Genomic DNA, 22,042 nt, shown 5'->3' on the forward strand with positions numbered 1-22,042 from the left:
GCGGCGCCGCGGCACGGGACCGGGCCGATGAGCCGGATCCTGATGCTCTCCTGGGAGTACCCGCCGCTGCTGGTCGGTGGCCTGGGCCGGCACGTGCACGCGCTGGCCGGAGCGCTCGCCGCCGCCGGGCACGAGGTGACCGTGGTGACCCGGCACGCGCCGGGGGCGCTGCTGGAGGAGCACACCGAGGGCGTACGGGTGATCCGCGCCCCGGACGACCCGCCGGCCTTCGAGGTGACCGGTGGCGACCTGCTGCCCTGGGCGATGGCCTTCAACCACACGCTCACCCGGGCCGCCCTGCGCGCCGCCCGGGGCCGGCGCTACGACGTGGTGCACGCGCACGACTGGCTGGCCGCGCACGCCGCGGTGACCCTGCGCGACCACCTGGACGTCCCGCTGGTGGCCACCGTGCACGCCACCGAGTCCGGGCGGCACCAGGGCTGGCTGCCGGCCGCGCACAACCGGACCATCGACGACATCGAGCGCTGGCTGTGCGCCGAGGCGGCTCGGGTGATCGTCTGCTCGCAGTACATGCGCGGCGAGGTGACCCGGCTGTTCGGGGTGCCGGCGGAGCGTACCGAGGTGGTCCGCAACGGGGTGGACGCGCTGCGCTGGCGGGCCCGGCCGCGGGCGGTGGCGGCGGCGCGCGCCGAGCACGCCGGGCCGGACGGGCCGCTGATCAGCTTCGCCGGCCGGCTGGTCTACGAGAAGGGCGTGCAGCACCTGCTCGCGGCGGCGCCGCGGCTGCGGGACCGCTTCCCCGGGCTGCGGGTGGTGATCGCCGGGGACGGGCCGTACCGGGCGGAGCTGGCCGGGCTCGCCGGGCCCGGCGTGACCTTCGCGGGCTTCCTGACCGGCCACGACCTGACCGCGCTGATGGCCGCCTCGGACTGCTACGTGGTGCCGAGCATCTACGAGCCGTTCGGGATGGTGGCCCTGGAGGCGGCCGCGGCCGGAACCCCGGTGGCGGTGTCGTCGACCGGTGGGCTCGCCGAGATCGTCGAGCACGGGGTGACCGGCGTGCGGTTCGCGCCCGGTGAGCCGGACGCGCTGGCCGAGGCGGTGGGCAGCGTGCTCGGCGACCTGGAATACGCCCGGGCGCTGGCCCGGCAGGCCCGGGTGCGGGTGCGCGAGGAGTACCACTGGCCGGCGATCGCCGCGCACACCGCCGCGGTGTACCGCGGCGTCCTCCCGGCTCCCGCCGCCCTGCCGGACACCGGAACCGAGCGGCTGCTCAGCGGCCGGCGCGGGCCACTGCTCGATCTCGGTCAGCGGGCGGTGCGGGCCGCCTCGTAGACGCACAACCCGGTGTACGCCGCGGACAGCAGCGGCGTCGCCACCCCGTGCCGGCGCCCCTCGGCGACCAGGTCCCCGACGATCGCGTCCGCCTCCACCGGCAGGCCGGCCCGCAGATCCCGGTACATCGACGAGGTGGTCGGCTCGCCGGTGCCGATCGCCTCGTCCAGCGTCTGGCGAGCGGCGGACCGGGGCGGATGACCGGCCGCGGTGGCCACCGCGACCGCCTCGCCGGCGACCGCCCGCCCGAACTCGCGCCCGCCGGGGGCGGCGTTGATCGCCCCGACCGGGCCGCGCATCAGGGTGGTCATCGCCCCGAGGGTGGCCAGCAGCAACCACTTCTCCCACATGCCCGCGACGATGTGCCGGGACGGCCGCGAGTCGAACCCGGCGCCGGCGAGCGCCCCGGCGACCGCGTCCAGCCGGCCGTCGGGCCCGCCGTCGAGCGGGCCGAAGGCGAGCCGGTGCAGCTCGGTCATCTGCACCACGTCGCCGTCCCCGTTCAGGGTGGCGTGGATCATGCAGAGCCCGCCCCAGACGTGCCCGGCCCCGAACGCGGCGGTCAGCGTTTCCACATGACGCATCCCGTTCAGCAGCGGCACGACCACCGTGCCCGGCCCGACCGCCGCGCCCAGCGCGGCGATCACCTCGTCCAGGGCGTAACTCTTCACCGCGACGACGATCAGGTCGTACGCACCGTCGACGGTGGTGATGGTCCGCGGCGTCAGGCGCGTCCGCCCGCCCGGGGCCTCGATCCGCAGCCCGCGCTCGGCGAGCCGGGCCGCCCGCCCCGCGCGGACCAGGAACGTCACGTCCCGGCCGGCCGCCGCCAGCCGCCCGCCGAAATACCCTCCGGTGGCCCCGGCCCCGACGACGAGGATCCTCATCCCAGCTGCTCGTCGGCGAAGCACCAGCGCCACGTCTCGCCCGGTTCGAACGAACGCATCACCGGGTGGTCGGACGCCTCGTGGTGCGCGGACATGTGCCGGCGCGGCGACGAGTCGCAGCAGGCGACCAGGCCGCAGCTGAGACACAGCCGCAAATGGACCCAGTCGTCGAAACCGCCGGCCACGCACTGCGGGCAGCCGTCGGCGTAGGCGCTCTGCGGGGCCGGCTCGCCGGACACCTCGAGATGCTGGCAGCTCACTGTTCACTCCGTCGCAGCTGGGATTCTTCCAGGTCGAGCTCGCGCTGGGCGCGGACCAGCACCTCCTCCGGGATGCGCCCCTCGTTCCGGGCGATCTTGAAGACGTGCCGCTCGGCTCTGATCATCTCGCGCCGCAGCCGGCCGTACGCCGCCGAGGGGGTCTCCTGCCGCTGGCTGCCGAGCCGTTCCCACGCGTTGTTGGACCGGCTCTCGACCAGCGCGCGCAGCCGGTCCACCACCGAGGCCGGCGCGCCGTCGGCGTGCTCGTCGAGCGCCTCCAGCGCGGCCCGGCCGGCCGCGTGCTGCACCCCGGCCTCGGCCAGCGCGTCCTGGGCGCTGGTGTCCTCGCGCACCCCGAGCCGCCTGGCCAGGGTGGGCAGGGTGGTGCCCTGCACCAGCAGGGTGAGCACGATGATCGCGAAGGCGACGAAGACGAACAGCTCGCGCGGGTAGTCCGGCACGTCCTTCGCCGGGTCCGGCACGGGCAGCGTCTGCGCGGCGGCCAGGGTGACCACGCCGCGCATCCCGGCCCAGGCGATCACGGTCGGCACGGTGACCGGGGGGCGGTCCTCCCGGTTGCGGATCCGCGGGATCAGCCGGGCCAGGTAGGTGGCCGGGTACATCCACAGGAACCGGACCAGCACCAGGGCGCCGAAGACCAGCGAGGTCACCCGCACCGTGGTGGACATGTCCGTCTCGATGCTCTCCACGACCGCCCGCAGCTGCAACCCGACCAGCAGGAACACCACTCCCTCAAGGAGGAACGTGGTGAGCCGCCAGACCGCGTCCATCTGCAGCCGGGAGGTGGCCGACAGCAGGTACGGGATCCGGTGTCCGAGGTAGAGGCCGGCGATCACCACCGCCACCACGCTGGAGGCGCCCAGTTCCTCGGCGACGATCACCACCACGAACGGGGTGAGCAGCGACACCGCGTCGTCCAGCAGCGGGTCCTCGATCCGCCGGTGCAGCTTGGCCGCGCCCACCGCGGCGATCGCGCCGATCACCAGGCCACCGCCGGCCTTCAGCGCCACCTGCCCGGCGATCTCGCCGAACCCGGCCGCGACCCCGGACAGCGCGCCCACCGACACCCGCACCACCACCAGCGCGGTGGCGTCGTTGAGCAGGCTCTCGCCCTCCAGGATGGTGACCACCCGGCGGGGCAGGCCGACGCGCCGCGCGATCGCGGTCGCGGAGACGGCGTCCGGCGGCGCGACGATCGCGCCCAGCGCGACGCACGCCGCCAGCGGCGCCTGCGGGACCAGCCAATGTACGGCGAAACCCACCACGAACGCGGTGAGCAGCACCAGCCCGACGGCCAGCAGCAGGATCGGCCGCAACGCATGGCGGAACGCCGGCACCGACGTCTGCAGGGCGGCCACGTAGAGCAGCGGCGGCAGGATGCCGATCAGCACCAGCTCCGGTTCCAGGTGCGCTTCCGGGAAGCCCGGAACGTAGGACAGCCCGAGCCCGGCCACCAGCAGAACCAGTGGGGCGACGAAACCCAGCCGGCGGGCCAGTGCCGCGCCGACGACCGCGATCGCCACCAGTACGACCGTGTCGACGATGCTCTCCATGGCCGGCAAGCTTATTGGGCCGCCGCCCGCCGGACGGTCAGGTGGTACTGACCACGCCCGAGCGCGCCACGGTGCGCGCGTAGGTGCCGTCCATCCCGCGGCGGGTCCACACCCCGTCGACGGAGAAGACGTACGGCGTACCGGCGGTGAGCCCGCTGACCGTGGCGGTCATCCAGCCGCAGCGGCCCGGCGTGACCGTGATCCACCCCGGCGTCTCCGGCTGCGGGCCGGACACCAGGTCCTGGCTGACCGCGATGATCCGGTACTGCACCAGGTTCGCGTCCTGCGGGTGGAACCACTTGACGACGGCGCTGGTGCGGCCGGGGGTGACGGTCAGCCCGTCGATCGCGCCGCCGCGGAACCCGGAGCTCTCGCAGGCACTGCCGCTGGGCGTCGGGGTGGCCGGGGCCGAGGCGGTCGGCGGCAGCGTGGCGTCGGCCGCCCGGACCCGCGGCGCGAAGCTGACCGTCGGCGACGGCGCGACGCTGCCGGTGGCCATCAGCAGCCAGCCGGTGCCGGACGGGCTCGGCTCGGCCTGCGCGGTCGCGCTGGACGCGCAAGCGGCCAGCAGCAGCGAGCCGGCGAGCATGGGCAGGACGACGGCGGAGGCTTTTCCGATCCCGGGCACGTCCTTCAGATTCGGGCGGGCCCGCGGAGTCCTTAGGGCTTCCGGTAATGCTCGCCGGCGCGCCGGGCCAGGTCCCTGGTGGCGGCCGAGTTGACCCAGGTGCCCAGCACCACCCCGGCGCCCGGGACCACCTTGGCGACCATCTTGCGGGCCGCGCGCACCCCGGCCATCTGGGCCAGCCTCAGGCTCAGCTTGAGCAGCGCGCCGCCGAGCGGGCCGCCGCCGGCGCCGGTGAAGATGCGGCTGGCGCGTTCCCGGCCGGCGGCCACGCCCAGCGCGGTCCGCGCGGTCTCCGCCAGCCGGTGCACCCGCTGCAGCACCAGCAGGTCGGTGGCGCGGTCCGGGGCGGCCGGGTCGGCGTCGTACGCCGCGGCGATGTGCAGCACCATCCGGGCCTGGGTCCAGGCCAGCACGCCGACGTCGAGGATCGCGCCGGGCAGGCCGGCGGCGCCGGAGACCGCGCCGGAGAGGCGCGCCAGGGTGGTGAAGTGCTTGACGGCCAGGGCGGCCAGCTCGTCCGGGGTGATCCCGGGGCGCTCGGCACGGATCTGCGCGGCCCAGGCGGCCGCTTCCGGGCCGAGGCGGCGGACGGCCTCCAGGGCGAGGTGCTCCGGGGCATACTGCGGGTCGGCCTTCATGCGCGACCACAGTGTGCCGGGCGGGGTGGAGGGGTCGTCGGTGGACGGGGGAACCGGTACCGGGTGTTGGCTCAACGATCACTCCCGAGGGGCGAGACGGCGATCCACCCCCATAGTGGCGTCCCGGCGCACGTGGGTTGCCCGGGCCGGCGGGCTTTTCGTGTGCACCGTCACAGCGGCGGGAATCCGGCAGGATCCAACAACACTCGCGTATCGGGCGATGGTCGTACGTAATGATTCTGAACATGGCACCGTGGCCGGAATGAAGTCCCCGGCCGGGCTGTTGCCAGCGGAAAGCCCGCGCGAGCGGGCGATGTCTTCGAGGAGGTCCGCAGCGTGCTCGACCCACACGGGCTCTACGACGTGGCCGGTGAGCTGCCGGTCCTGGACGGCCCGGTGCTCGTCCAGGCGCTGACCGGGTTCGTCGACGCGGGCAGCGCGATCCAGCTCGCCCGGGAAAGCCTCTTGGAGAACCTGGAGAGCGAGGTCGTCGCGACCTTCGACCTGGACCAGCTTCTCGACTACCGGTCCCGCCGCCCTCCGATGATCTTCGTGGCCGACCACTTCGAGAGCTACGAGGACCCGGTGCTCGCCCTGCACCTGGTACGCGACCAGCTCGGCACGCCGTTCCTGCTGCTCACCGGCCCGGAACCGGACCTGCAGTGGGAGCGCTTCATCGCGGCGGTCACCGAGCTCATCGAGAAACTCGGCGTCCGGCTCACCGTCGGCCTGAACGCCATCCCGATGGCCGTGCCGCACACCCGGCCGGTCAGCCTCACCGCGCACGCCACCGACAAGCGCCTGCTCGGCGACCACGAATCCTGGTTGCAGCGGGTGCAGGTGCCGGCCAGCGTCGGCAACCTGCTCGAGTTCCGGCTCGGGCGCAGCGGCCACGACGCGCTCGGATACGCCGCCCACGTTCCGCATTACCTGGCCCAGACCGGCTACCCGGCCGCCGCCGAGCTGCTGCTCGACTCGGTCTCCGGCAGCACCGGGCTCGCGCTGCCCACCGGGACCCTGCGCGAGTCGGCCAAGCTGGTCCGCGAGGAGGTGGACAAGCAGATCGCCGAGGACGAGCAGGCCACCCGGCTGGTCGCCTCGCTGGAGGCGCAGTACGACGCGTTCCTGCGCGGCCGGCAGAACAACCTGCTGGTGGAGACCGACTCGCAGCTGCCGACCGCCGAGGAGCTCGGCGCCGAGCTGGAACGCTTCCTCGCCGAGCAGACCCGCGACGACGGTTAGCCTCCGCCGAGCCGCCGGCCAGTTCGATCGAGCCGCCGGCGGCCGGCTCGGCCTTGCAGCCGCCGGCGGCCGGCTGTTTCGCGGCCGGCGACCCCGTTCGCCCCGGCCGGCCCTTCCCGCAGCCGGCGACCCCGTTTCTCCGCGGCCGGCCCTTCCGCGGCCGCCGGCGCCTAGCTCTTCTCCAGCAGGAAGTCGATGACGGCCGGCAGCTGCTCGTCCCAGTACTCCCAGGCGTGCTCTCCGGGGCCGAACCGCGCGTTGAGTTCGACGCCGTTGGCGCGGCACGCGGCGACGAAGCGCCGGTTCTGCGCCAGCAGATCGTCCTCGGTCCCGCAGCGCAGCATCAGCCGGGGCAGGCGGCGCGGGTCGGCCTCCCGCAGCAGATGCATCAGGTCCTCGTCACCGCCGGCCACCACCCGGTCGCCGAACACCCGTGCGACCAGGGCACGCATGTGCGGCCTGCGGTCGTGCTCCTGGATGTACGCCAGGTCGAGCGCCCCGGACAGCGTCGCCGCCGCCGCGAACCGCTCCGGCTCGCGCAGCGCCCACTTCATCGCGCCGTAGCCGCCCATCGACAGGCCGGCGACGTACGTCTCCTCGCGCCGCCCGGAGACCCGGAAGAACTGCTTCACCGTCTCCGGCAGCTCGGCCGAGAGGAAGTCCCAGAAACGCATCCCGTACGCCTCGTTGGCGTAGAAGCTGCGGTGCACCTGCGGCATGACCACGGCGAGATGGTGCCCGGCGGCGTACCGCTCCACCGCGGTGAACCGGCTCCACGCCGTGTGGTCGTCGGTCAGGCCGTGCAGCAGGTAGAGCACCGGCGGCGGGGCGCCGGTGTCCCGGTCGGGCAGAATCACGGTCATCGCGGTACGCAATTCCAGCGCCTCGGAGTCGAAGTCACACCGGATCAGGGCCACGACGCCATTCTGCGGCACCCGGGCGCACGGATCCGGCGAGTGTCCCGTGTCGTGGACGACCGGACTCCCGCCCCCTCGCTACTCGCCCTGACGTGGGCGACCGGTCCGCGGCGGCTGGCGGCCGGGTTCACGGGACGTGTTCGCGCCAGTCCCGGCTTGGTGGGTCGGAGAACAGGCCGTTCTCATCGAGCGCGTTGCAGATCGTCAAGTGCCCCCGCCGCGAGGCGAAACCGAGGGCGATGCTGCCGTCGGCCACGGTCGCGCCGGCGTATTCGAGGATCTCCGCCAGGCGCGGTACCTGCCCGGAACCCTTCGAGCCGCTCGGCCGGCTCGGCCCGGAGCGGCCGGACGTGATGCGAGGCGCGGCCGACGGGCCCGGCAGGGCGACGACCGTGAGTGGCGACGACTGGATCGGGCCCCTGAAGCCATCGGGCCGGTAGCCGGTGATCCCGAAGTCGGACACCTGATCACCCCGCCGTCCGCTGTCCGCCCGGCTGTCGCGGTCGTTCGCCATCGTCGTCAGCACGGGAAGCGACCCACTGAGCCTGAGTCGGCAGGTTTCCCCGCGTCAGCCGATGCGAGATGGCCGACTTCGTCCCCGCGTCCAGGGTTTCCGGCAGCCGCTCGAACGACGGTGGCCAGACATCCAGCAACGAGAAGACCTCATGACCGTCGTGGAGCTTCAGGAGCAGCGCGCAACGCCAGTGAGGCGAGAACTCGGGCCGCCGCCCGGCGGTATGGACCACCACCGGGTACAGATGGTGGAGCGCCGATGGCGCCGCGTTCGTGGCCAACCATCCCGGTCCGTGGTGCCGGTTGAATCCACGCTCCCGTGCCTCCTCGTCGAGGCGCAATAGCTCCGCGGTGTCGATCGCCTTGACGGTACGCGGAACACTTGAGGACATCTGGCGAGTCTTCCATGAGCCGGCCACCAGCATCCTGACCGGTCGCGCGGAGCAGGCCGGGGCATCAGCGAGACGCCGTCCGGGCCTGTTCCGCGGTGCCAGGCTTCGAGGCACCTACTCCGGCGCCGGACGCACCGGCACCAGCTGCTCAGGATCGAACGGTACCCCCGCTCCTGATCGATGCGGTTCGGCGCCCGGCTCGGCGCGTACCGGTGACCCGCCACCCGTTCCGGACGGCTCGCAAGATCACTGGCAGACCCACCCGGACACTCGCAGGATTCGCGCGGAAGCGACACCCCATGTCGCGGCCGGCTCCAGGTTGTGGAGGACAAGACGCTGACCAGCGACTCACCGGGTATGTCCGGACTCCGGCGGAGTGCGTTGTCCGCAATTAGCTTCTGGATTGCTGGTTCGGCGCCTGCGGGCCGGCGGTTGCTCTTGCCAGGTGGGCGTGTCTGGCTAGGGTTTCGTCATGACCGAGGTTCCTCTGGCGGGTGGGCATATCACTCGTGAGGTGGTCCGGGTCGGTGAGACGGTTCGCCGAACAAGTCACGGCACGAGCTTCGCCGTCCGGGTACTGACCTACCTGGAAACCGTTGGCTATGAACATGCGCCGCGCTTTCTGGGCGTCGATGATCACGGCCGGGACGTGTTCACCTTCATTCCCGGCCGGACCACCGACCACCCCAGCCAGCGTGCAGCCGGCGCGTATGCGGCCGGGGGCACGATGCTGCGCGGTCTGCATGATGCGACCGCCGCGCATGAACTGGCCGGGGGTCGCGAATGCGTCATCCATGGCGATCCCGGGCCATTCAACACGATCTTCCAGGCCGGGCTTCCGGTCGCCTTCATCGACTGGGACTCCTGCCGTCCGGGCGACCGGCTGGACGACCTCGGCTATCTGGCCTGGACGTGGTGCATTCAGTCGCAGGGACGGGTGCCGGTGGCGGCGCAGGCCCGCCACCTTCGTGAGCTGCGTGATGGCTATGGCGAGGTGGAAGGTGACGTGCTTGTCCGGGCGATTCTGCGCCGCCAGACCGAGATTGCCGAAACCGAGCGGGCCAACCTTCAAGATCCGAAACATACGGCGGATCGGCGCAGTCACGCCAAGTGGGCCGTGGAGTGGGCGACAGCGGATCGGCAGCTTGTCGAGCGAAACAAGGAACAGTTTCTCGCGGCTCTGGAGTAGGCGGCCCGGGGCGAGGACGAGGCAGTGTTCAGTGAAGTGAGGTCAGCGTGGTCGGATCTCACCCCCGCGGGTCTCCTGTAGTCGGCGATGACGGGTTCGGTGGTGTCGCCGGGGGCGGTGGCCGGGGTCTCGGGAGAGTGGTTGCTGCGACGGTGCCGATGAACAGGTCCGTGTGACGTGCGCAGTCGCGGGCGAGGACGGATCCGATGTGGCGGTGGTAGAGGATTCCGCGTCCGCCTCACCGGTTGCGGGCGAACCATCGGGCGCTGCGCCGGTGCCGGTCGATGCCGTGCTGGTGGGCCTCGGGGATGGCATGGGCGCCGAAACCGCGTTCGGCGCGGCAGGTGGTTCGGCGCAGGCCGGGTGGTCGCCAGCAGTCGTCGTCGATCCAGGTGGGCGATCGGGTCTTCGGCGGCTTTCAACTGGTAGTCGGGGTGGCCGAGGCGGCGGCCGATCTCGACAGCGAAGCGGTGTCGCCCGTGCGGGTCGCCGGCGGCGAGGCGGCGCCAGTGCAGGGAGCCGATGAACGCGGCGATCCTGATAGCTTCGGGGTAGGTCGCGGCGAACAGCCGGGAGGTGCTGAAGGTGGTCTCCTCGGTGCCGTGCGGGATGAGCTCGGCGGCTCGCTCGCCCCAGTCGAGGCGGGCGTCGTCGGGGTGGTGGGCGTCTTGGTCCCAGCGGTGGCCGCAGATGAGGAAGCCGGCGAGGACGGCGTCGTAGGCGGCGGCCGGACCAAGGCGGTGCAGCGGCCACAGGTGCGCGCGTTGCGCGGCGACGATCTCGGGCAGTTGTCGAGGGTGGGATAGGGCTGGTCGACGATGTCCGGCGGGCCGATCCAGATGCGGTGCCGGGTGCCGACGTAGCGGTGGTGCGGGAACAGTCGCCGGACGGGGCCACCGGGGTGCCGGGCGACGCAGCGGGGACATCCGGGTGGATCAGCCATTCGTCGAGCAGGTCCTGCAACTCGCCGATGGTCCACTCCCCGGTCACGTCGCGGCCGCGCATGGTCGGGTTCCCGCCGGGGTAACCGGCCAGGTGCTGCGCCAACAGGGTTTCGCCCGCGGCGTCCGTGGCCTCGACGACACCGTTGCCCGTCGGGGTTCCCGGCCGACATGCCTGCACCGAGACGCCAAGCCGGTCGCAGGCCCGCACGAAGGTCTCCGACACGAACACCCGGCCGTGGCCGATGACGATCCGGTCCGGGACGATCACCGGCCGCGCTGCGTCCGTAGTCCACGAGGTTCGGGTGCAAGCGGCACCCCGGCGGGCGCTCGGGCGGTTGGGAATGTCGTACCGGTCGATTAGAATGTATGTACGAAAGAGGGGCCCTGAGCTGCTGATCTTCGGGTATCCGAGGCTGTGCAGCGCCGAGTGAGGAGACCGACGTGACCACGTCCACCCTGTCCACGATCTCGACCAACCCCGTGCCTGTCATCCCGCCGTATGCGACCATGCTCGGCTTCACGCGGTACGTCTCCCGCACCGGCCCGGCGAAGGCCACGTTCGTCGGTGGGCTCCGCCGGCAGCGGGAGCGGCGGAGCGGTTTCAACCCGCACGGTCAGCTGGTCAAGGCGCTCAAGGCGGACATCGCGTTCCGCACCGGCGGCAGCTACCTCGGCGGCGTCGTCGACCTGGTGAAGGACCGCTGGAAGCCGCTGTACGAGTCGCTTCGCGCCGGCGCCCGCGCCTACCTGGCGTCGCTGGGCGACCCCGAGCAGCTCACCCTGATCCAGACCCGCGACGCCCTGGCCAGCGTCGGCCCGCTGGCTGTGAAGATCAACCCGCACTTCGGGCTGCGCTTCGCCGACGGCCACCGGGAAGCGGTGCGGCTGCACTTCGACGAGGAGCCGCCCAGCCCGGAGCTGGTCACCGCGATGCTGCACCTGATGGCCCGCCACATGGAGCAGATCCTCCCGGACGCCGATCCGGTGCTGGTCGACCTGCGCCGCGGCGTCACCCACCGCCTCAACCCGGCCACCCGCCCGGGCGACGTCGAGAGCTGGCTCGCCGGTGAAGCCGCCGCCTTCACCGCCATGTGGTCGGCCACCGCGAGCCCGGCCGCCTGATCCCGCCCCGCCGCACCGCGGGGTTTACGCTCCCGGCCACGCCGCTCGCCCGGCCTGGCCGGGCCCTCCCCGTCGCCCGGCACGGCACGCTCCGCGCACTTCCGCGCGCCGGGGACGACCGGGTCAGGTCCGTGCGGCGCCAACCGGAGCCTCGCGCGGCGGCCCGGCCCGGCCCGCTCCCCGCGGGGGACGACCGGAACGAGGCGTGCGGCCCAGCGGCGCCCCCGCCGGCACGCTTTCCACGCCCGAACGACCGGAACGAGAGGCGTGCGACCCAGCGGCGCCCTGCCGGCACGCTGCCCGCGCCCGAACGACCGGAACGAGGCGTGCGACCCAGCGGCGCCCCGCCGGCACGCTCCCCGCGCCCGAACGACCGGAACGAGGCGTGCGACCCAGCGGCGCCCCGCCGGCACGCTCCCCGCGCCCGAACGACCGGAACGAGGCGTGCGGCCCAGCGGCGCCCCGCCGGCACGCTCCCCGCGCCCGAACGACCGGAACGAGGCGTGCGACCCAGCGGCGCCCCGCCGGCACGCTCCCCGCGCCCGGACCCCCGCGCCGGGGACGACCGGATGGAGGCGCGCGGTACGGGCGGACGCGAGGGGTGGCGGACGGCCCGGGCGCGGTCCGGACAGCCCGGGCGCGGTACGAGCGCCCCGAGCCCGATACGAGCGCCCCGGGCCCGGTACCGAGCGCCCCGGGCCCGGTACCGAGCGGCCCGGACAGGGCCGTGGGCAGCCCGACAGGGCCACGGGCGGCAAGCCCGGGCACGGCGGGGCGGCAGCCCCGGCACGGCGCGGGCGGCACCCCCGGGCACGGCGCGGGCGGCACCCCCGGGCACGGCGCGGGCGGCAGCCCGGCACGGTGCGACCGGCCGCTCGCCCGGCGCCCCCGTCACGCGGTGACGGCGATGGTCAGGGCTCCGGCGGCGACCAGGACGCCGGCCCACAGCCGGTCGACGTTGAACCACGCGCGGCGCAGGATGTTCACCCCCAGGAACTCGTAGACGACCAGAGCGCACCCGGCCATCACGGTGAACATCGCGACGGTGTGCACCCCGGCCGCGCCGAGCCCGGTCAGCGCCGCGAGTGGCGAACCGCCGGCTCCGGGGAGCTCGTGCCCGGCGTGCGCCGAGCCCGGTACCGGGGTGGTGGCCAGCACCGGGAGCAGCATCAGTCCGGCCCCGTGCGCCGAGGACATCAGGAACGACCAGCCGGCCAGTTGCGCCGCCGACAGCCGCATCCCCGCCCAGCGGAAGTGCCGCTCGGACAGCAGCCGCCACAGCCCGAACCCGACGAGCAGCACCCCACCGGTGATCCCGACCACGTTCGCCGCGACCACCGAGCGGGTCGCCGAGATGATCGCGGCGACGATCGCGACCGAGGCGAGATGCCCGGCCGCGATCGGGGGCAGGGAGCGCAGCAGCACCGTACGGCTGCGCTCCTGCATGCCCCGGGCCACCGCGAACAGCCAGCCCATCGCCGGGTTCAGCCCGTGGAAGGCGCCCAGGGCGAGCAGCGCGGCATAGGACTCCCAGGTCACGTGCGGGTGCTCGGGGACGGGAAGCAGTACGAGTCGCTCGACGCGTCCCCGCCCTGCAACCGGGTCTGATGCACCCGCCGCCCGCGGAACTCGTCACCGTGCGGGAAGAACCGAGTGTCCAGCGTGAACGAGTCCTCCGAGGCGTCCAGCCGGGCCAGCCACGCGCCGACCCCGTGCGGGTAGAACTGGTCGTCCCAGGAGCCGTAGAGCGAGTTGGTCACGTACACCCGCTTGCCGTCCCGGGAGACCTCCACCATCTGCGGCCCGCCGGCCAGCGGCTCGTCCGGGAACGCCGGGTGCGGGGTGCGCCGGACGATGCCGCCGAGGTGCACCGAGCCGGCGAACACCGGCTGGAACGGGTCGCTGACGTCGTAGCGGCGCAGCTCACCGGTGCCCCAGCAGGAGACGTACAGGAATTTGTCGTCCACCGTGAGGTCGATGTCGGTGACCAGTGGCGGCACCGCGGCGAACGGCTGCAGCGCCGGTGGCAGGTCGGCCGGGTCGGCCGGCTCGGCGGGAATGTCGATCACCTTGCGCACCTCGAACGAGCCACCCGAGCGGTGCCACAGCCAAACCGACGCGGACAGGTCCTCGACCGAGATCACCACCCCGACGAACCCGTACGTGGCGGCGGGATCGTGGGCCGGCCGCAGCTCCAGCGCCATCTGGTACTGGTCGCCGAGGTCGACGGTCTGCACCAGGCTCCGCTTGGCCAGGTCCCAGAAGTGGATCCGGTGGCCGTACTTGCGCCCGAGCAGCAGCTCCGGGACGAGACCGTCCTCGATCATGGACGGCGTGCCCCACTCCGAGGTGACCAGCACGTCCTGGGTGAGGTGCCACCAGAAGTCGTACGCGAGCCGCTGGTCGCCCCGATCGGCCTCCCACTGACCTCGTACGTCGAAGGTCTGGTGATCGAGGATGGCGATGCCGCCGGGTCCGTCGTCGCCCCGGCCCGCGCCGAGCGCGGAAAGATAGATGCCGTCCGGTCCGCAGTGCACGGTGTGCGGCCGGGAGTAGTCGGCCTTGGCGGCCAGCTCCTCCGCGCTGATCTCCTTCACCAGGCGCGGCTGCCGCGGATCGTCCTTGGTGTCCAGCACATAGACGCGCGAGGAGCGCAGACCGGGAACGATCAGGTAGCGGCGCTCCACGTGCGGGTGCGGCGCGGTCGGGCAGAGGGCGCTGCTGCACGCGTTCCAGCCGAAGTGGTGCAGCTCGTCACCGGTGTGCGGCAGGTCGGTCCAGCCGACGACCCGGCCGTAGGAGTCCGAGGCCGGATCGGTGTCGACGACCGCGATCGCGTCCGGCTTCTCGGCGGTGCGGTCGAAAGCGGCCACGTACGCCAGTTTCTCCGCCGGCGCGCCGGCCGCGTCGCTGGGCGAGGGATAGAACGTCGGATCCGGGGTCCATCGCGTCATGCAGGCCATCGTGTCTCGAAGCGGGCCCGGTGGCCAGGGTCACACCTGTCAACGACCTGTCAACGCACGTCCAGCGGGAGCCGCACCAGCACGGTCGTCCCGCTGTCCCCGCCGGTCAGCTCGACGCTGCCGTGCAGGCGTTCCACCACCGCCCGGCTCAGGGTGAGGCCGAGCCCGCTGCCCGGCAGCGTCCGGTCGTGGCCGCGGCTGGTCCGGTAGCGGCCGGTGAACAGCTTCTCCCGCTCGTCACGCGGCACGTCCGCGGCGGCGTCCGAGACGGCCAGCTCGGCGGTCCGTCCGGCGCGCCGCAGGCTGACCTCGACGTGCCCGCCGTCCGGGCTGTAGCGGATCGCGCTGCCCAGCAGGTTCTCCACGATGTGCCGCAGCCGGTCCCGGTCGCCGGGCACGATCAGCTCGGTGGGCAGGTCGGCGTCGATCACCACCGGGGCGGCGCCGATCGCCGCCCGGGTGCGGTCCACCACGTCGCGGACCACCTCGGCCAGGTCCATCGGCGTACGCCGTACGTCGGCGTGCCCGGCGTCCAGCGCCGAGAGCTCCAGCAGCTCGTTGATGATCTCCCGCAGCGCCAGCGCGTTGCGTTCCACCACCTCGATCAGCCGCGGCCCGTCCCGGACCAGGGTCTCCTCGTCCGCCTCGCGCAGCAGCTCGGTGTACGCGCTGATCGAGGTCAGCGGGGTGCGCAGCTCGTGCCCGATCAGCGCCAGGTACTCGTTCTTGCTGCGCACCAGCTGCCGCTGCAGGTCCTCGACCCGGCGCCGCTCGACGAACTGCCCCATGTGCGCGGCGATCCCGGACATCAGCGCGACCAGCTCGTCCTCCGGGTCCTCCACCGCGTCGGCGAACCCGGTCAGCACGCCGATCGCCTCGGACCCGTCGTGCACCGGGACGGCCAGCGCGGTGTGCAACCGCTCCGGGGACGCCTCGGCGGCCGGCACCAGACTCTGCGGCTGGCCCACATCCTGGATCCACAACGGCTCGTCCACCTGCCAGGCGCGCCCGGCCAGCCCCTGCCCGTACGCCAGCGTCTCCGGCACCCGCACCGCGCTGGGCCAGCCGGGGGCGCTCCACCGCGCCGCCGGCCGCAGCACCCCGGCGGGCGGGTCCAGCATCCACAGCTCGGCGTGCACCCAGTCCAGGGTGGCGACCACCGCCTCCAGCATCCGCGGACCGGCCGCCTCGATGCTGGGCGCCCCGGCCAGCGCCGTGGTCACCGCCAGTTCACAGGAGCGGAACCGTTCCGCCCGGCGCTGCCGGGTCACGTCCTGCATCGCCTGCACCGCGCCGACCACGGAAGCGTCCGGGCCGAGGATCGGCTGCGCATCCATCAGGAAGTGCCGGGTCCGTCTGGTACGGCCGGGGCGGGTCACCGGCTCGTCGCGGACCCGCTCGCCGCGCAACGCCCGGTACAGCCCGAGCTCGCCACCGCCCGGCCCGCCGGAGCCGTCCCGCGGGTCGTCCGCCCACAGCCGCCGCATCCGCTCGTTGGCGAACACCACCCGCCCGGCCGCGTCGCACGCGGTCACCCCGTCGTGCAGGCTGTCCAGCACCGCGTCCAGGAAGCGGTGCTGCTGCTCCAGCTCGTGCCGGGCCAGCTGCTCGCCGATCAGCAGGGTGGCCACCTCGGCCGCCTCGGCCACCGCGGTCATCTGCTCCGGCGCCCACGCCCGGGGCCGCAGGTCGTAGGCGCAGCACACCCCGAGCACCTGCCCGAGCCGGTCGTGCACCGGATACCCCAGGTAGGCACCGCCGTGCTTGCGGACCACCCCGGGCGGCACCCGGTCGTCCGCGGTGGCGTCGTCGACGATCACCGCGCCGCCGCTGCGTACCACCATGCCCCCGAGCGAACCCTCCAGCGGGGTGTCGGCGATGGCGTCCCAGTCGGCGGAGACGCCCCAGCTGCCGTAGAGCCGCAGCCGGTCCCCCTCGACGAACTGGATGCAGGCGCTCGGCGTCTGCGCCCCGCGCGCGGTGAGCGCGGCGAGCTGATCCGCGGTCCCGCTGGTCAGCACCCCACGATGCAGCACCGGCCGCGCGGCCGCCCCGGCCAGCACGTCCCGCAACAGATGCGCCCCGGTCACCGCGCCCGCCTCGCCGGTGGCGGCCGGGACCGCCCGCACCGGGTCCTGGTCGTGCACGCGGCCGTCGTCCCGGTTCACGCGGCCGTCGCCGCTGTCCACACGGCCGTCGTCCTCGTTCACACGACCATCGCCGCTGTCGTCCGGGCGCGGTGTGCGAGCGTCACCGACCGACCCGGAACCGCCGCCCGCCACCCGGCGCGAACCACCAGGCGACGCGGGACCGCCGCCCGCGGGACCGTCACGCGCCACCGGCAGATCACCACGCTTTCGAGAGTCACCGGTCGACGCGGCATCACCGGCCACCGGACCATCGCCGCCCACCGGCGAGTCACCACACCCACCCGAGTCGCCGACCGACGCGGCGCCACCGCGGGCCACGGACAGATCGCCGGCCCCGGGCGACTCGCCAGCCGACGCAGGACCACCGACCCGGGAATCGCTACGCGCGACCGGCGGCGATTCACTTGCCGCGGGGCCGCCCGCTGCCCGGGTGCCGGCCGTGGCGCGGACGCCCTTCGGTACCTCAGCGCTCTTGACCGCGCCGGTGTCCTTCGCCGCGCGCGACTCGCTGGCGGGATGCCGCCCGGCGGGCGGCTGGGGCCCGATGGCGGCCGCCGGCAAGCTGTGATGCTCGTCGACGGCCGTCCCCCCGTGAAGGTCAGCCTGGCGTACGGGCACCGCGGCTTGCGCCGCCCGCGCCCTCTCGGACCGCCCGGCGCCAGTGCCGGGGTCTTCTCGCCCCATGGCCGACCTCCACGATTCAGCGTAGAGGCGCGAAAAGCTCAAAACCGGCGATTCGCGAGGAGGTCCCTCCCCGGAGGTTGTCCTACCGGCACCGCAGGCGGTCGCCGCCGGCATGACGCCCGCTCCATGCCCGAAATCTCCGGTACGACCTACACCGCCCATCCACGGTCCTGCGCCCCGCATCCACCCGCAGGCCTGACCCGCCCCGCCGGGTGCTCCCGAACAGTGGCTGGGACCAGCACCGCAGCCCCCCGCTGCGCGTCACCCCACCGCAGCCGGCAAGCCTCCGGCCGGAACCCTCATCCCCCGCCTCGACAGGCACCACCAGAACCGGCCGGGGCGCACCGGCTGGCGCGTGCCGTGGTCATCTCGCGTGCATAGGCACCACCTGCACCAGCCGAGGACCGGCTGAGCGATGCGGCGGGCCGGGCGTTCAGATGCGGGCGTAGCGCAGGTCGGTGATGGGACGGCCGGCGGCCGCACCGCGGCGCTCGAACTTGGTCTCCGGGCGGGCGTGCGGGGTCGCCGGCAGGCGGCGCAGGCCGGGGTCGGCGTCCAAGGTCTCGATCATCGCCTCGGCGTATTCCGGCCAGTCGGTGGCGCAGTGCAGGATGCCACCGGGGCGGAGGCGCTCGCGGAGGACAGCGACGCTCGCGGGCTGGATCAGGCGGCGCTTGTGGTGGCGCGCCTTCGGCCACGGGTCCGGGAAGAAGACGTGCACGGCGTCGAGGGCGTTCGGGGCCAGCCGGTGCACCAGCTGCATGGCGTCGCCCTCGGCCACCCGGACATTGGTCAGCGACAGCTCACCCACCAGGGCGAGAAGGTTACCGATGCCCGGGGTGTGCACCTCGACGCCGAGGTAGTCGCGGTCCGGGTCGGCGGCGGCCATCGCGGCGGTCGCGTCACCCATGCCGAAACCGATCTCCAGGACGGTGGGCGCGTCGCGGCCGAAGAGTTCGCGGAGGTTCAGCGGGGTACGGTCACCGTCGCGCACGGTCAGGCCGAGCCGCGGCCAGAGGGCGGCGTGCGCGTCGGCGTGCCGGGTGCTCATCCGGCCGCGGCGCGGGTGGAAGGTCCGGATCGGCCGGGCGGCGGCCACGGTGTGAGCGGGCAGGCCGGCGGCGACGCGAACCGTGGCGTTCCCGGGCGAGGCGGTGGTGTCAGTCATGGCGGCGCCCACGATACGGGCGGTGCAGGGCCGCGGCCAAAATCGCACCTCGGACATATCACCCTGCGCCCTGACGAACACCGGACCGGACAGCGGAGCCCGGCCGGGAGCCAGCAGTCGAGCGGACGCCGGAGCCCGGCCCAGCAACCAACGGTCGAGCGACGCAAGAGCCCGGGCGAGGAGCCAACACGAGCGACGGCAAGAGCCAGACCGGAGGCAAGAGCCCGACCAGCGGCAAGAGTCTGGGCGGACAGGCAAGCACGCGACGAGCGGCAAGGATCCGGTCAGCATCCGGCCAGCCATGCGCGGGCCGGCCCCGCGCGACCACGAGCAGGCCGCACGGCGCCGCGCCGCCCGCAACGGCGTGCGGGCGGCGCGGCGTGGCCGGTGAACCGAAACACGGTCCGGCGTGACGGGTGGACCGAAACACGGCCCGGCGTGACGGGTGGACCGAAACACGGCCCGGCGTGACCGGTGAACCGAAACACGGCCCGGCGTGACCGGTGAACCGAAACACGGCCCGGCGTGACCGGTGCACAGGATGACGGCGCGGCGGCGCGCCGGGGTTGATCCGGGTCAGCGGCCCCGGGCGGACGGCTGGGATCCCGGGTGGAACGGCGTGCGCGCGCCCGTCCGCAGATCGATCAGGACCACCCACGAGCCGCCCTTGCTCTGGCCGGTGACCAGGGCACGGCCGGCGTCGAGATAGGTCGGTTCGCGGTCCATCGCGGCGCCGATGGTGCGCTTCCTGCCGGTACGCGGGTCGTACTCGACCACGTGCAACGGCTCGTTCTCGGCGGGCGTCTCGCCCTCCTGGTAGGCGGTGAACGCCAGCCGGGCCCCGTCGCCGCGCCAGGCCGGGAGCACCGCGAAGCCGCGGTTCTGCAGGCTGCCGCCCCCGTAGGCGGCCACCACCCGTTCCGCGCCGGTGGCGATCGTGCCGATGCTCAGGCAGGCGTCGTAGACGGCGTCGCACTCGCCGCCGCGGAACGCGATCTGCTTGCCGTCCGGGGACCAGGCCACCGCGTCGTCGGTGCGCAGCCGGTCGTTGAGCGACCCGGATCCGGTGGCCGGCGACGGCTCCTCCGGCAGTGCCTCGCCCCGGCAGTCGCGGGGGAACAGCACCTCGGGCACGGGCTTGGCCGCGGTCGTGGAGATCCGGTAGACGCCGGGCCCGCCGGTGCAGGAGAGCGAGGCGAACGCCAGCCACTTGCCGTCCGGCGACCAGGACGGGCCGGCCGCCGGGCGGGTGGTCAGCCGGCGCGGCGCGGTGCCGTCGGCCTTCATCGTCCACAGCCGGCCGCCTTTCAGGACGGCGAGCTGCCTGCCGTCGGGTGACCAGCGCGGGCGGGCGTACCCGCCACCGGTGGTGACCTTCTTCTCGGCCGGCCCGCTGCTGACGTAGACGTCGCCGCCGCGGACGTACGCGACCGGCTGCCCGAGTGTGGGAACCGCGGCGGCCGTGGCCGGCGCCGGCGTGAGGATCAGGCCGGCCAGAACCGCTGTTGTACTCGCCGCCGTCTTGATCATGGCTGACCGCCCCCCGATGGTCCTGCCTGCGTTTACGTCCTGTGACATCGTCGCAACCCATCTGCACCTAAGAAGTTCGGGCGCCGAAGTGGCGCCCGAACTCCCCGCCGTGCCGGCAACTCAGCCGATCGGGTGCACCACAGCGGCCGAACCGCTGCCGCGCCGGACCGGTTCGGCCACCGCCACCTGGGCGCCGTCGCGGGTGAACTCGATCGCGGTGGCCGCGCCGATCTCCGGCGCGTCCGGGCCGAACACGTGGCCGCGGGCGGTCAGCTCCGGCCCGTACGCGGTGCGGAAGGCCGGCTCCGCCTGGATCCCGGCGGTGTTGCGCTGCGTCGCCCGGGGCGCGGCGACCGCCTGCGGCAGGGTCATCCCCAGCTCCAGCCGGTTGAGGAGGATCTGCAGCACGGTGGTGATGATGGTCGAGCCACCCGGCGCGCCGACGGCCAGGTACGGCTTCCCGCCGGCGAGCACGATCGTCGGCGACATGGAGCTGCGCGGCCGCTTGCCCGGGCCGGGCAGGTTCGGGTCGGCGGCGTCACCCTGCGTACCGGTGAAGTTGAAGTCGGTCAGCTCGTTGTTGAGCATGAAGCCGCGCCCGGGCACGACCATCCCGTTGCCGCCGAACTGCTCCAGCGTCAGGGTGTACTCGACGACGTTGCCCCAGCGGTCGGCGACGGTCAGGTTGGTCGTGCTCATCCCCTTGTCCGGGGCCGCGTCCGCCGGGGCGGTGGCGCAGCCGGGGCCGGGCGGGACCGGCTTGACCAGTGCCCGGTGCGGGTCGATGGCGCAGGCGCGCTGCCGGGCCCAGCTGTCGGACAGCAGCCGCCGCAGCACCGGCTGCGGGGTGTCGGCGCCGACGTAGCGTCCCCGGTCGGCGAACGCCAGCGCGGACGCCTCCAGGTAGTGGTGCAGTTTGTCGAGGGTGGACGCGGAGGTCAGCGGTGACGCCTCGAGGATGTTGAGCGCCTCGCCGACCGCGGTGCCGCCGCTGGACGGGGTGGACATGCCGTACACGGTCAGGCCCCGGTAGTCCGAGCGGGTCGGCGCCGGGTGCCGGACCCGGTACCGCGCCAGGTCGGCGGCGGTCAGCACACCCGGGCGGATCGGGTACGCCCAGGGCGCCGCCGGGTGTGCCGAGACCGGCGGCGTGCGCACCGTCCGGAGCAGGTCGGCGGCCACCTCACCGCGGTAGAACACGTCGGTGCCCCGGCGGGCGATCAGCCGGTACGTGTCGGCCAGGTCCGGGTTGCGGATCGTCGCACCGAGCGCGGGCGGCGCGCCACCCGGCAGGTACAGCTCCCGGGTCGCGTCGAACTGGGCGAAGACGGCCGCGTTGTCGGTCACCTGGCGGCGGAACTCGGCGTCCACCCGGTAGCCGCGGTCGGCGACCCGCGCGGCCCGGTTCAGCGCGCTGGCCAGCGACCGGGTGCCCCACTGCCGCGCGGCGGCCTCCCAGGTGGCCAGGGTGCCGGGCACGCCGACGGAGAGGCCGCTGACCCGGGCCTCGTCGAAGGCGTACGGCTTCGCGGTGGCCGGGTCGATGAAGTAGGTCGGCGTCATCGTCGCCGGGCCGGTCTCCCGCCCGTCGATGGTGAACACCTGGCGGCGGCGCGCGTCGTAGTAGACGAAGAAGCCGCCACCGCCGATGCCGTTGGCGAACGGCTCGGTCACCCCGAGGGTCGCGGCGGCCGCGATCGCGGCGTCCACCGCGTTGCCGCCCCGGCGCAGCACCTCGATCCCGGCGGCGGTGGCGGTGGCGTCGACCGTGGCGACCGCGCCGCCGTACCCGACGGCCGTCGAACTTCCCTGATTCTGCGCGGTGGCGGGCGGCGCGGCCGCCACGACGCCGAGTGTGGTCAGCGACAGCGCCGCTAACGCGGATAGGAGCCGCATCGGCCCTCCAGACAGGACAGTGTCGGTTGTCAATTCCCTGCCTACCGCT

General features: G+C 73.7%; 19 protein-coding genes. 5 read left to right on the top strand and 14 right to left on the bottom strand.

From position 1 onward, the window contains the following. The first annotated feature begins 27 nt into the window (after positions 1 to 27). Entirely contained in the window at positions 28 to 1,296 is a 1,269-nt protein-coding gene (locus ACTEI_RS27395) for a glycosyltransferase family 4 protein (RefSeq protein WP_122980293.1), read from the top strand. Here ACTEI_RS27395 and ACTEI_RS27400 read toward each other — a convergent pair. From ACTEI_RS27400 to ACTEI_RS27420, 5 genes are read right to left on the bottom strand one after another with little or no spacing between them, the layout of a single operon-like run. Then, positions 1,269 to 2,183: a ketopantoate reductase family protein gene (locus ACTEI_RS27400; RefSeq protein ID WP_122980294.1), complete on the bottom strand. Its 915-nt coding sequence runs from the start codon at positions 2,181 to 2,183 to the stop codon at positions 1,269 to 1,271. The two genes, ACTEI_RS27395 and ACTEI_RS27400, sit on opposite strands and share 28 nt — an antisense overlap. Continuing rightward, positions 2,180 to 2,443, bottom strand: coding sequence for a UBP-type zinc finger domain-containing protein (locus ACTEI_RS27405; protein ID WP_122980295.1), 264 nt, complete (start codon positions 2,441 to 2,443; stop codon positions 2,180 to 2,182). Before ACTEI_RS27405 ends, ACTEI_RS27400 begins: the two co-directional genes overlap by 4 nt. Then, positions 2,440 to 4,017: a Na+/H+ antiporter gene (locus ACTEI_RS27410; protein WP_122980296.1), complete on the bottom strand. Its 1,578-nt coding sequence runs from the start codon at positions 4,015 to 4,017 to the stop codon at positions 2,440 to 2,442. Before ACTEI_RS27410 ends, ACTEI_RS27405 begins: the two co-directional genes overlap by 4 nt. 37 nt (positions 4,018 to 4,054) lie before the next feature. Next, entirely contained in the window at positions 4,055 to 4,645 is a 591-nt protein-coding gene (locus ACTEI_RS27415; protein ID WP_145830970.1) for a fibronectin type III domain-containing protein, read from the bottom strand. Between the two features lie 32 nt (positions 4,646 to 4,677). Next, entirely contained in the window at positions 4,678 to 5,358 is a 681-nt protein-coding gene (locus ACTEI_RS27420; protein WP_239082346.1) for an EcsC family protein, read from the bottom strand. 261 nt (positions 5,359 to 5,619) lie between these two features. On the opposite strand from ACTEI_RS27420, the gene ACTEI_RS27425 reads away from it, so the two are divergent. Beyond that, entirely contained in the window at positions 5,620 to 6,525 is a 906-nt protein-coding gene (locus ACTEI_RS27425) for a proteasome assembly chaperone family protein (protein WP_122980299.1), read from the top strand. A 170-nt stretch (positions 6,526 to 6,695) separates the two neighbouring features. On the opposite strand, the gene ACTEI_RS27430 is transcribed toward ACTEI_RS27425, so the two are convergent. The 3 genes from ACTEI_RS27430 to ACTEI_RS27440 all read right to left on the bottom strand — a co-directional run bounded on the left by ACTEI_RS27430 (position 6,696) and on the right by ACTEI_RS27440 (position 8,347). Then, entirely contained in the window at positions 6,696 to 7,442 is a 747-nt protein-coding gene (locus ACTEI_RS27430) for an alpha/beta hydrolase (protein WP_122980300.1), read from the bottom strand. 127 nt (positions 7,443 to 7,569) lie between these two features. Beyond that, on the bottom strand, positions 7,570 to 7,905 hold the full coding sequence (locus ACTEI_RS27435; protein ID WP_149100700.1) for a hypothetical protein: 336 nt from the start codon (positions 7,903 to 7,905) through the stop codon (positions 7,570 to 7,572). 4 nt (positions 7,906 to 7,909) lie between these two features. Then, positions 7,910 to 8,347, bottom strand: a complete 438-nt coding sequence (locus ACTEI_RS27440) for a hypothetical protein (RefSeq protein WP_122982441.1) — start codon at positions 8,345 to 8,347, stop codon at positions 7,910 to 7,912. A 472-nt stretch (positions 8,348 to 8,819) separates the two neighbouring features. Here ACTEI_RS27440 and ACTEI_RS27445 point away from each other — a divergent pair, with 472 nt between their 5' ends. The 3 genes from ACTEI_RS27445 to ACTEI_RS27460 all read left to right on the top strand — a co-directional run bounded on the left by ACTEI_RS27445 (position 8,820) and on the right by ACTEI_RS27460 (position 11,602). After that, positions 8,820 to 9,536, top strand: a complete 717-nt coding sequence (locus tag ACTEI_RS27445; protein WP_122980302.1) for an aminoglycoside phosphotransferase family protein — start codon at positions 8,820 to 8,822, stop codon at positions 9,534 to 9,536. A gap of 308 nt (positions 9,537 to 9,844) precedes the next feature. Next, positions 9,845 to 10,342, top strand: a complete 498-nt coding sequence (locus ACTEI_RS37420) for a hypothetical protein (protein ID WP_164466134.1) — start codon at positions 9,845 to 9,847, stop codon at positions 10,340 to 10,342. 645 nt (positions 10,343 to 10,987) lie between these two features. After that, positions 10,988 to 11,602 carry a hypothetical protein gene (locus tag ACTEI_RS27460; protein WP_122982442.1) on the top strand — a complete coding sequence of 205 codons (615 nt, stop codon included), beginning with the start codon at positions 10,988 to 10,990 and terminating at the stop codon, positions 11,600 to 11,602. Between the two features lie 891 nt (positions 11,603 to 12,493). On the opposite strand, the gene ACTEI_RS27465 is transcribed toward ACTEI_RS27460, so the two are convergent. From ACTEI_RS27465 to ggt, 6 genes are all read right to left on the bottom strand, one after another. Beyond that, positions 12,494 to 13,141 carry a hypothetical protein gene (locus tag ACTEI_RS27465; protein ID WP_122980303.1) on the bottom strand — a complete coding sequence of 216 codons (648 nt, stop codon included), beginning with the start codon at positions 13,139 to 13,141 and terminating at the stop codon, positions 12,494 to 12,496. Then, a complete protein-coding gene (locus tag ACTEI_RS27470; protein ID WP_122980304.1) occupies positions 13,138 to 14,556 on the bottom strand; it encodes a selenium-binding protein SBP56-related protein in 1,419 nt (472 codons plus the stop codon). The genes ACTEI_RS27465 and ACTEI_RS27470 overlap by 4 nt, the downstream gene beginning before the upstream one ends. Before the next feature lie 59 nt (positions 14,557 to 14,615). Then, on the bottom strand, positions 14,616 to 16,775 hold the full coding sequence (locus ACTEI_RS27475; protein WP_239082345.1) for an ATP-binding protein: 2,160 nt from the start codon (positions 16,773 to 16,775) through the stop codon (positions 14,616 to 14,618). A gap of 1,057 nt (positions 16,776 to 17,832) precedes the next feature. Beyond that, positions 17,833 to 18,450 (bottom strand): tRNA (guanosine(46)-N7)-methyltransferase TrmB, encoded by a 618-nt coding sequence (gene trmB, locus ACTEI_RS27480; RefSeq protein ID WP_222942279.1) that lies wholly within the window; start codon positions 18,448 to 18,450, stop codon positions 17,833 to 17,835. A 693-nt stretch (positions 18,451 to 19,143) separates the two neighbouring features. Further along, the gene (locus tag ACTEI_RS27485; RefSeq protein ID WP_122980305.1) at positions 19,144 to 20,097 is read right to left on the bottom strand and encodes a TolB family protein; all 954 of its coding nucleotides are present in this window, start codon (positions 20,095 to 20,097) and stop codon (positions 19,144 to 19,146) included. A gap of 120 nt (positions 20,098 to 20,217) precedes the next feature. Beyond that, positions 20,218 to 21,993, bottom strand: a complete 1,776-nt coding sequence (gene ggt / locus ACTEI_RS27490) for a gamma-glutamyltransferase (RefSeq protein WP_122980306.1) — start codon at positions 21,991 to 21,993, stop codon at positions 20,218 to 20,220. Positions 21,994 to 22,042: the final 49 nt, after the last annotated feature.

Origin of the sequence: Actinoplanes teichomyceticus ATCC 31121 (genome assembly GCF_003711105.1) — a bacterium.
In the GTDB taxonomy this organism is placed as follows: domain Bacteria; phylum Actinomycetota; class Actinomycetes; order Mycobacteriales; family Micromonosporaceae; genus Actinoplanes; species Actinoplanes teichomyceticus.

Excerpts from the sequence above, each read along its gene's own strand:
- ACTEI_RS27395 (WP_122980293.1), top strand. The coding sequence starts at position 28 with ATGAGCCGGATCCTGATGCTCTCCTGGGAGTACCCGCCGCTGCTGGTC.
- ACTEI_RS27400 (WP_122980294.1), bottom strand. The coding sequence starts at position 2,183 with ATGAGGATCCTCGTCGTCGGGGCCGGGGCCACCGGAGGGTATTTCGGC.
- ACTEI_RS27410 (WP_122980296.1), bottom strand. The coding sequence starts at position 4,017 with ATGGAGAGCATCGTCGACACGGTCGTACTGGTGGCGATCGCGGTCGTC.
- ACTEI_RS27440 (WP_122982441.1), bottom strand. The coding sequence starts at position 8,347 with ATGTCCTCAAGTGTTCCGCGTACCGTCAAGGCGATCGACACCGCGGAG.
- ACTEI_RS27445 (WP_122980302.1), top strand. The coding sequence starts at position 8,820 with ATGACCGAGGTTCCTCTGGCGGGTGGGCATATCACTCGTGAGGTGGTC.
- ACTEI_RS37420 (WP_164466134.1), top strand. The coding sequence starts at position 9,845 with ATGGCATGGGCGCCGAAACCGCGTTCGGCGCGGCAGGTGGTTCGGCGC.
- ACTEI_RS27460 (WP_122982442.1), top strand. The coding sequence starts at position 10,988 with ATGCTCGGCTTCACGCGGTACGTCTCCCGCACCGGCCCGGCGAAGGCC.
- ACTEI_RS27470 (WP_122980304.1), bottom strand. The coding sequence starts at position 14,556 with ATGACGCGATGGACCCCGGATCCGACGTTCTATCCCTCGCCCAGCGAC.
- trmB (WP_222942279.1), bottom strand. The coding sequence starts at position 18,450 with ATGAGCACCCGGCACGCCGACGCGCACGCCGCCCTCTGGCCGCGGCTC.
- ACTEI_RS27485 (WP_122980305.1), bottom strand. The coding sequence starts at position 20,097 with ATGATCAAGACGGCGGCGAGTACAACAGCGGTTCTGGCCGGCCTGATC.
- ggt (WP_122980306.1), bottom strand. The coding sequence starts at position 21,993 with ATGCGGCTCCTATCCGCGTTAGCGGCGCTGTCGCTGACCACACTCGGC.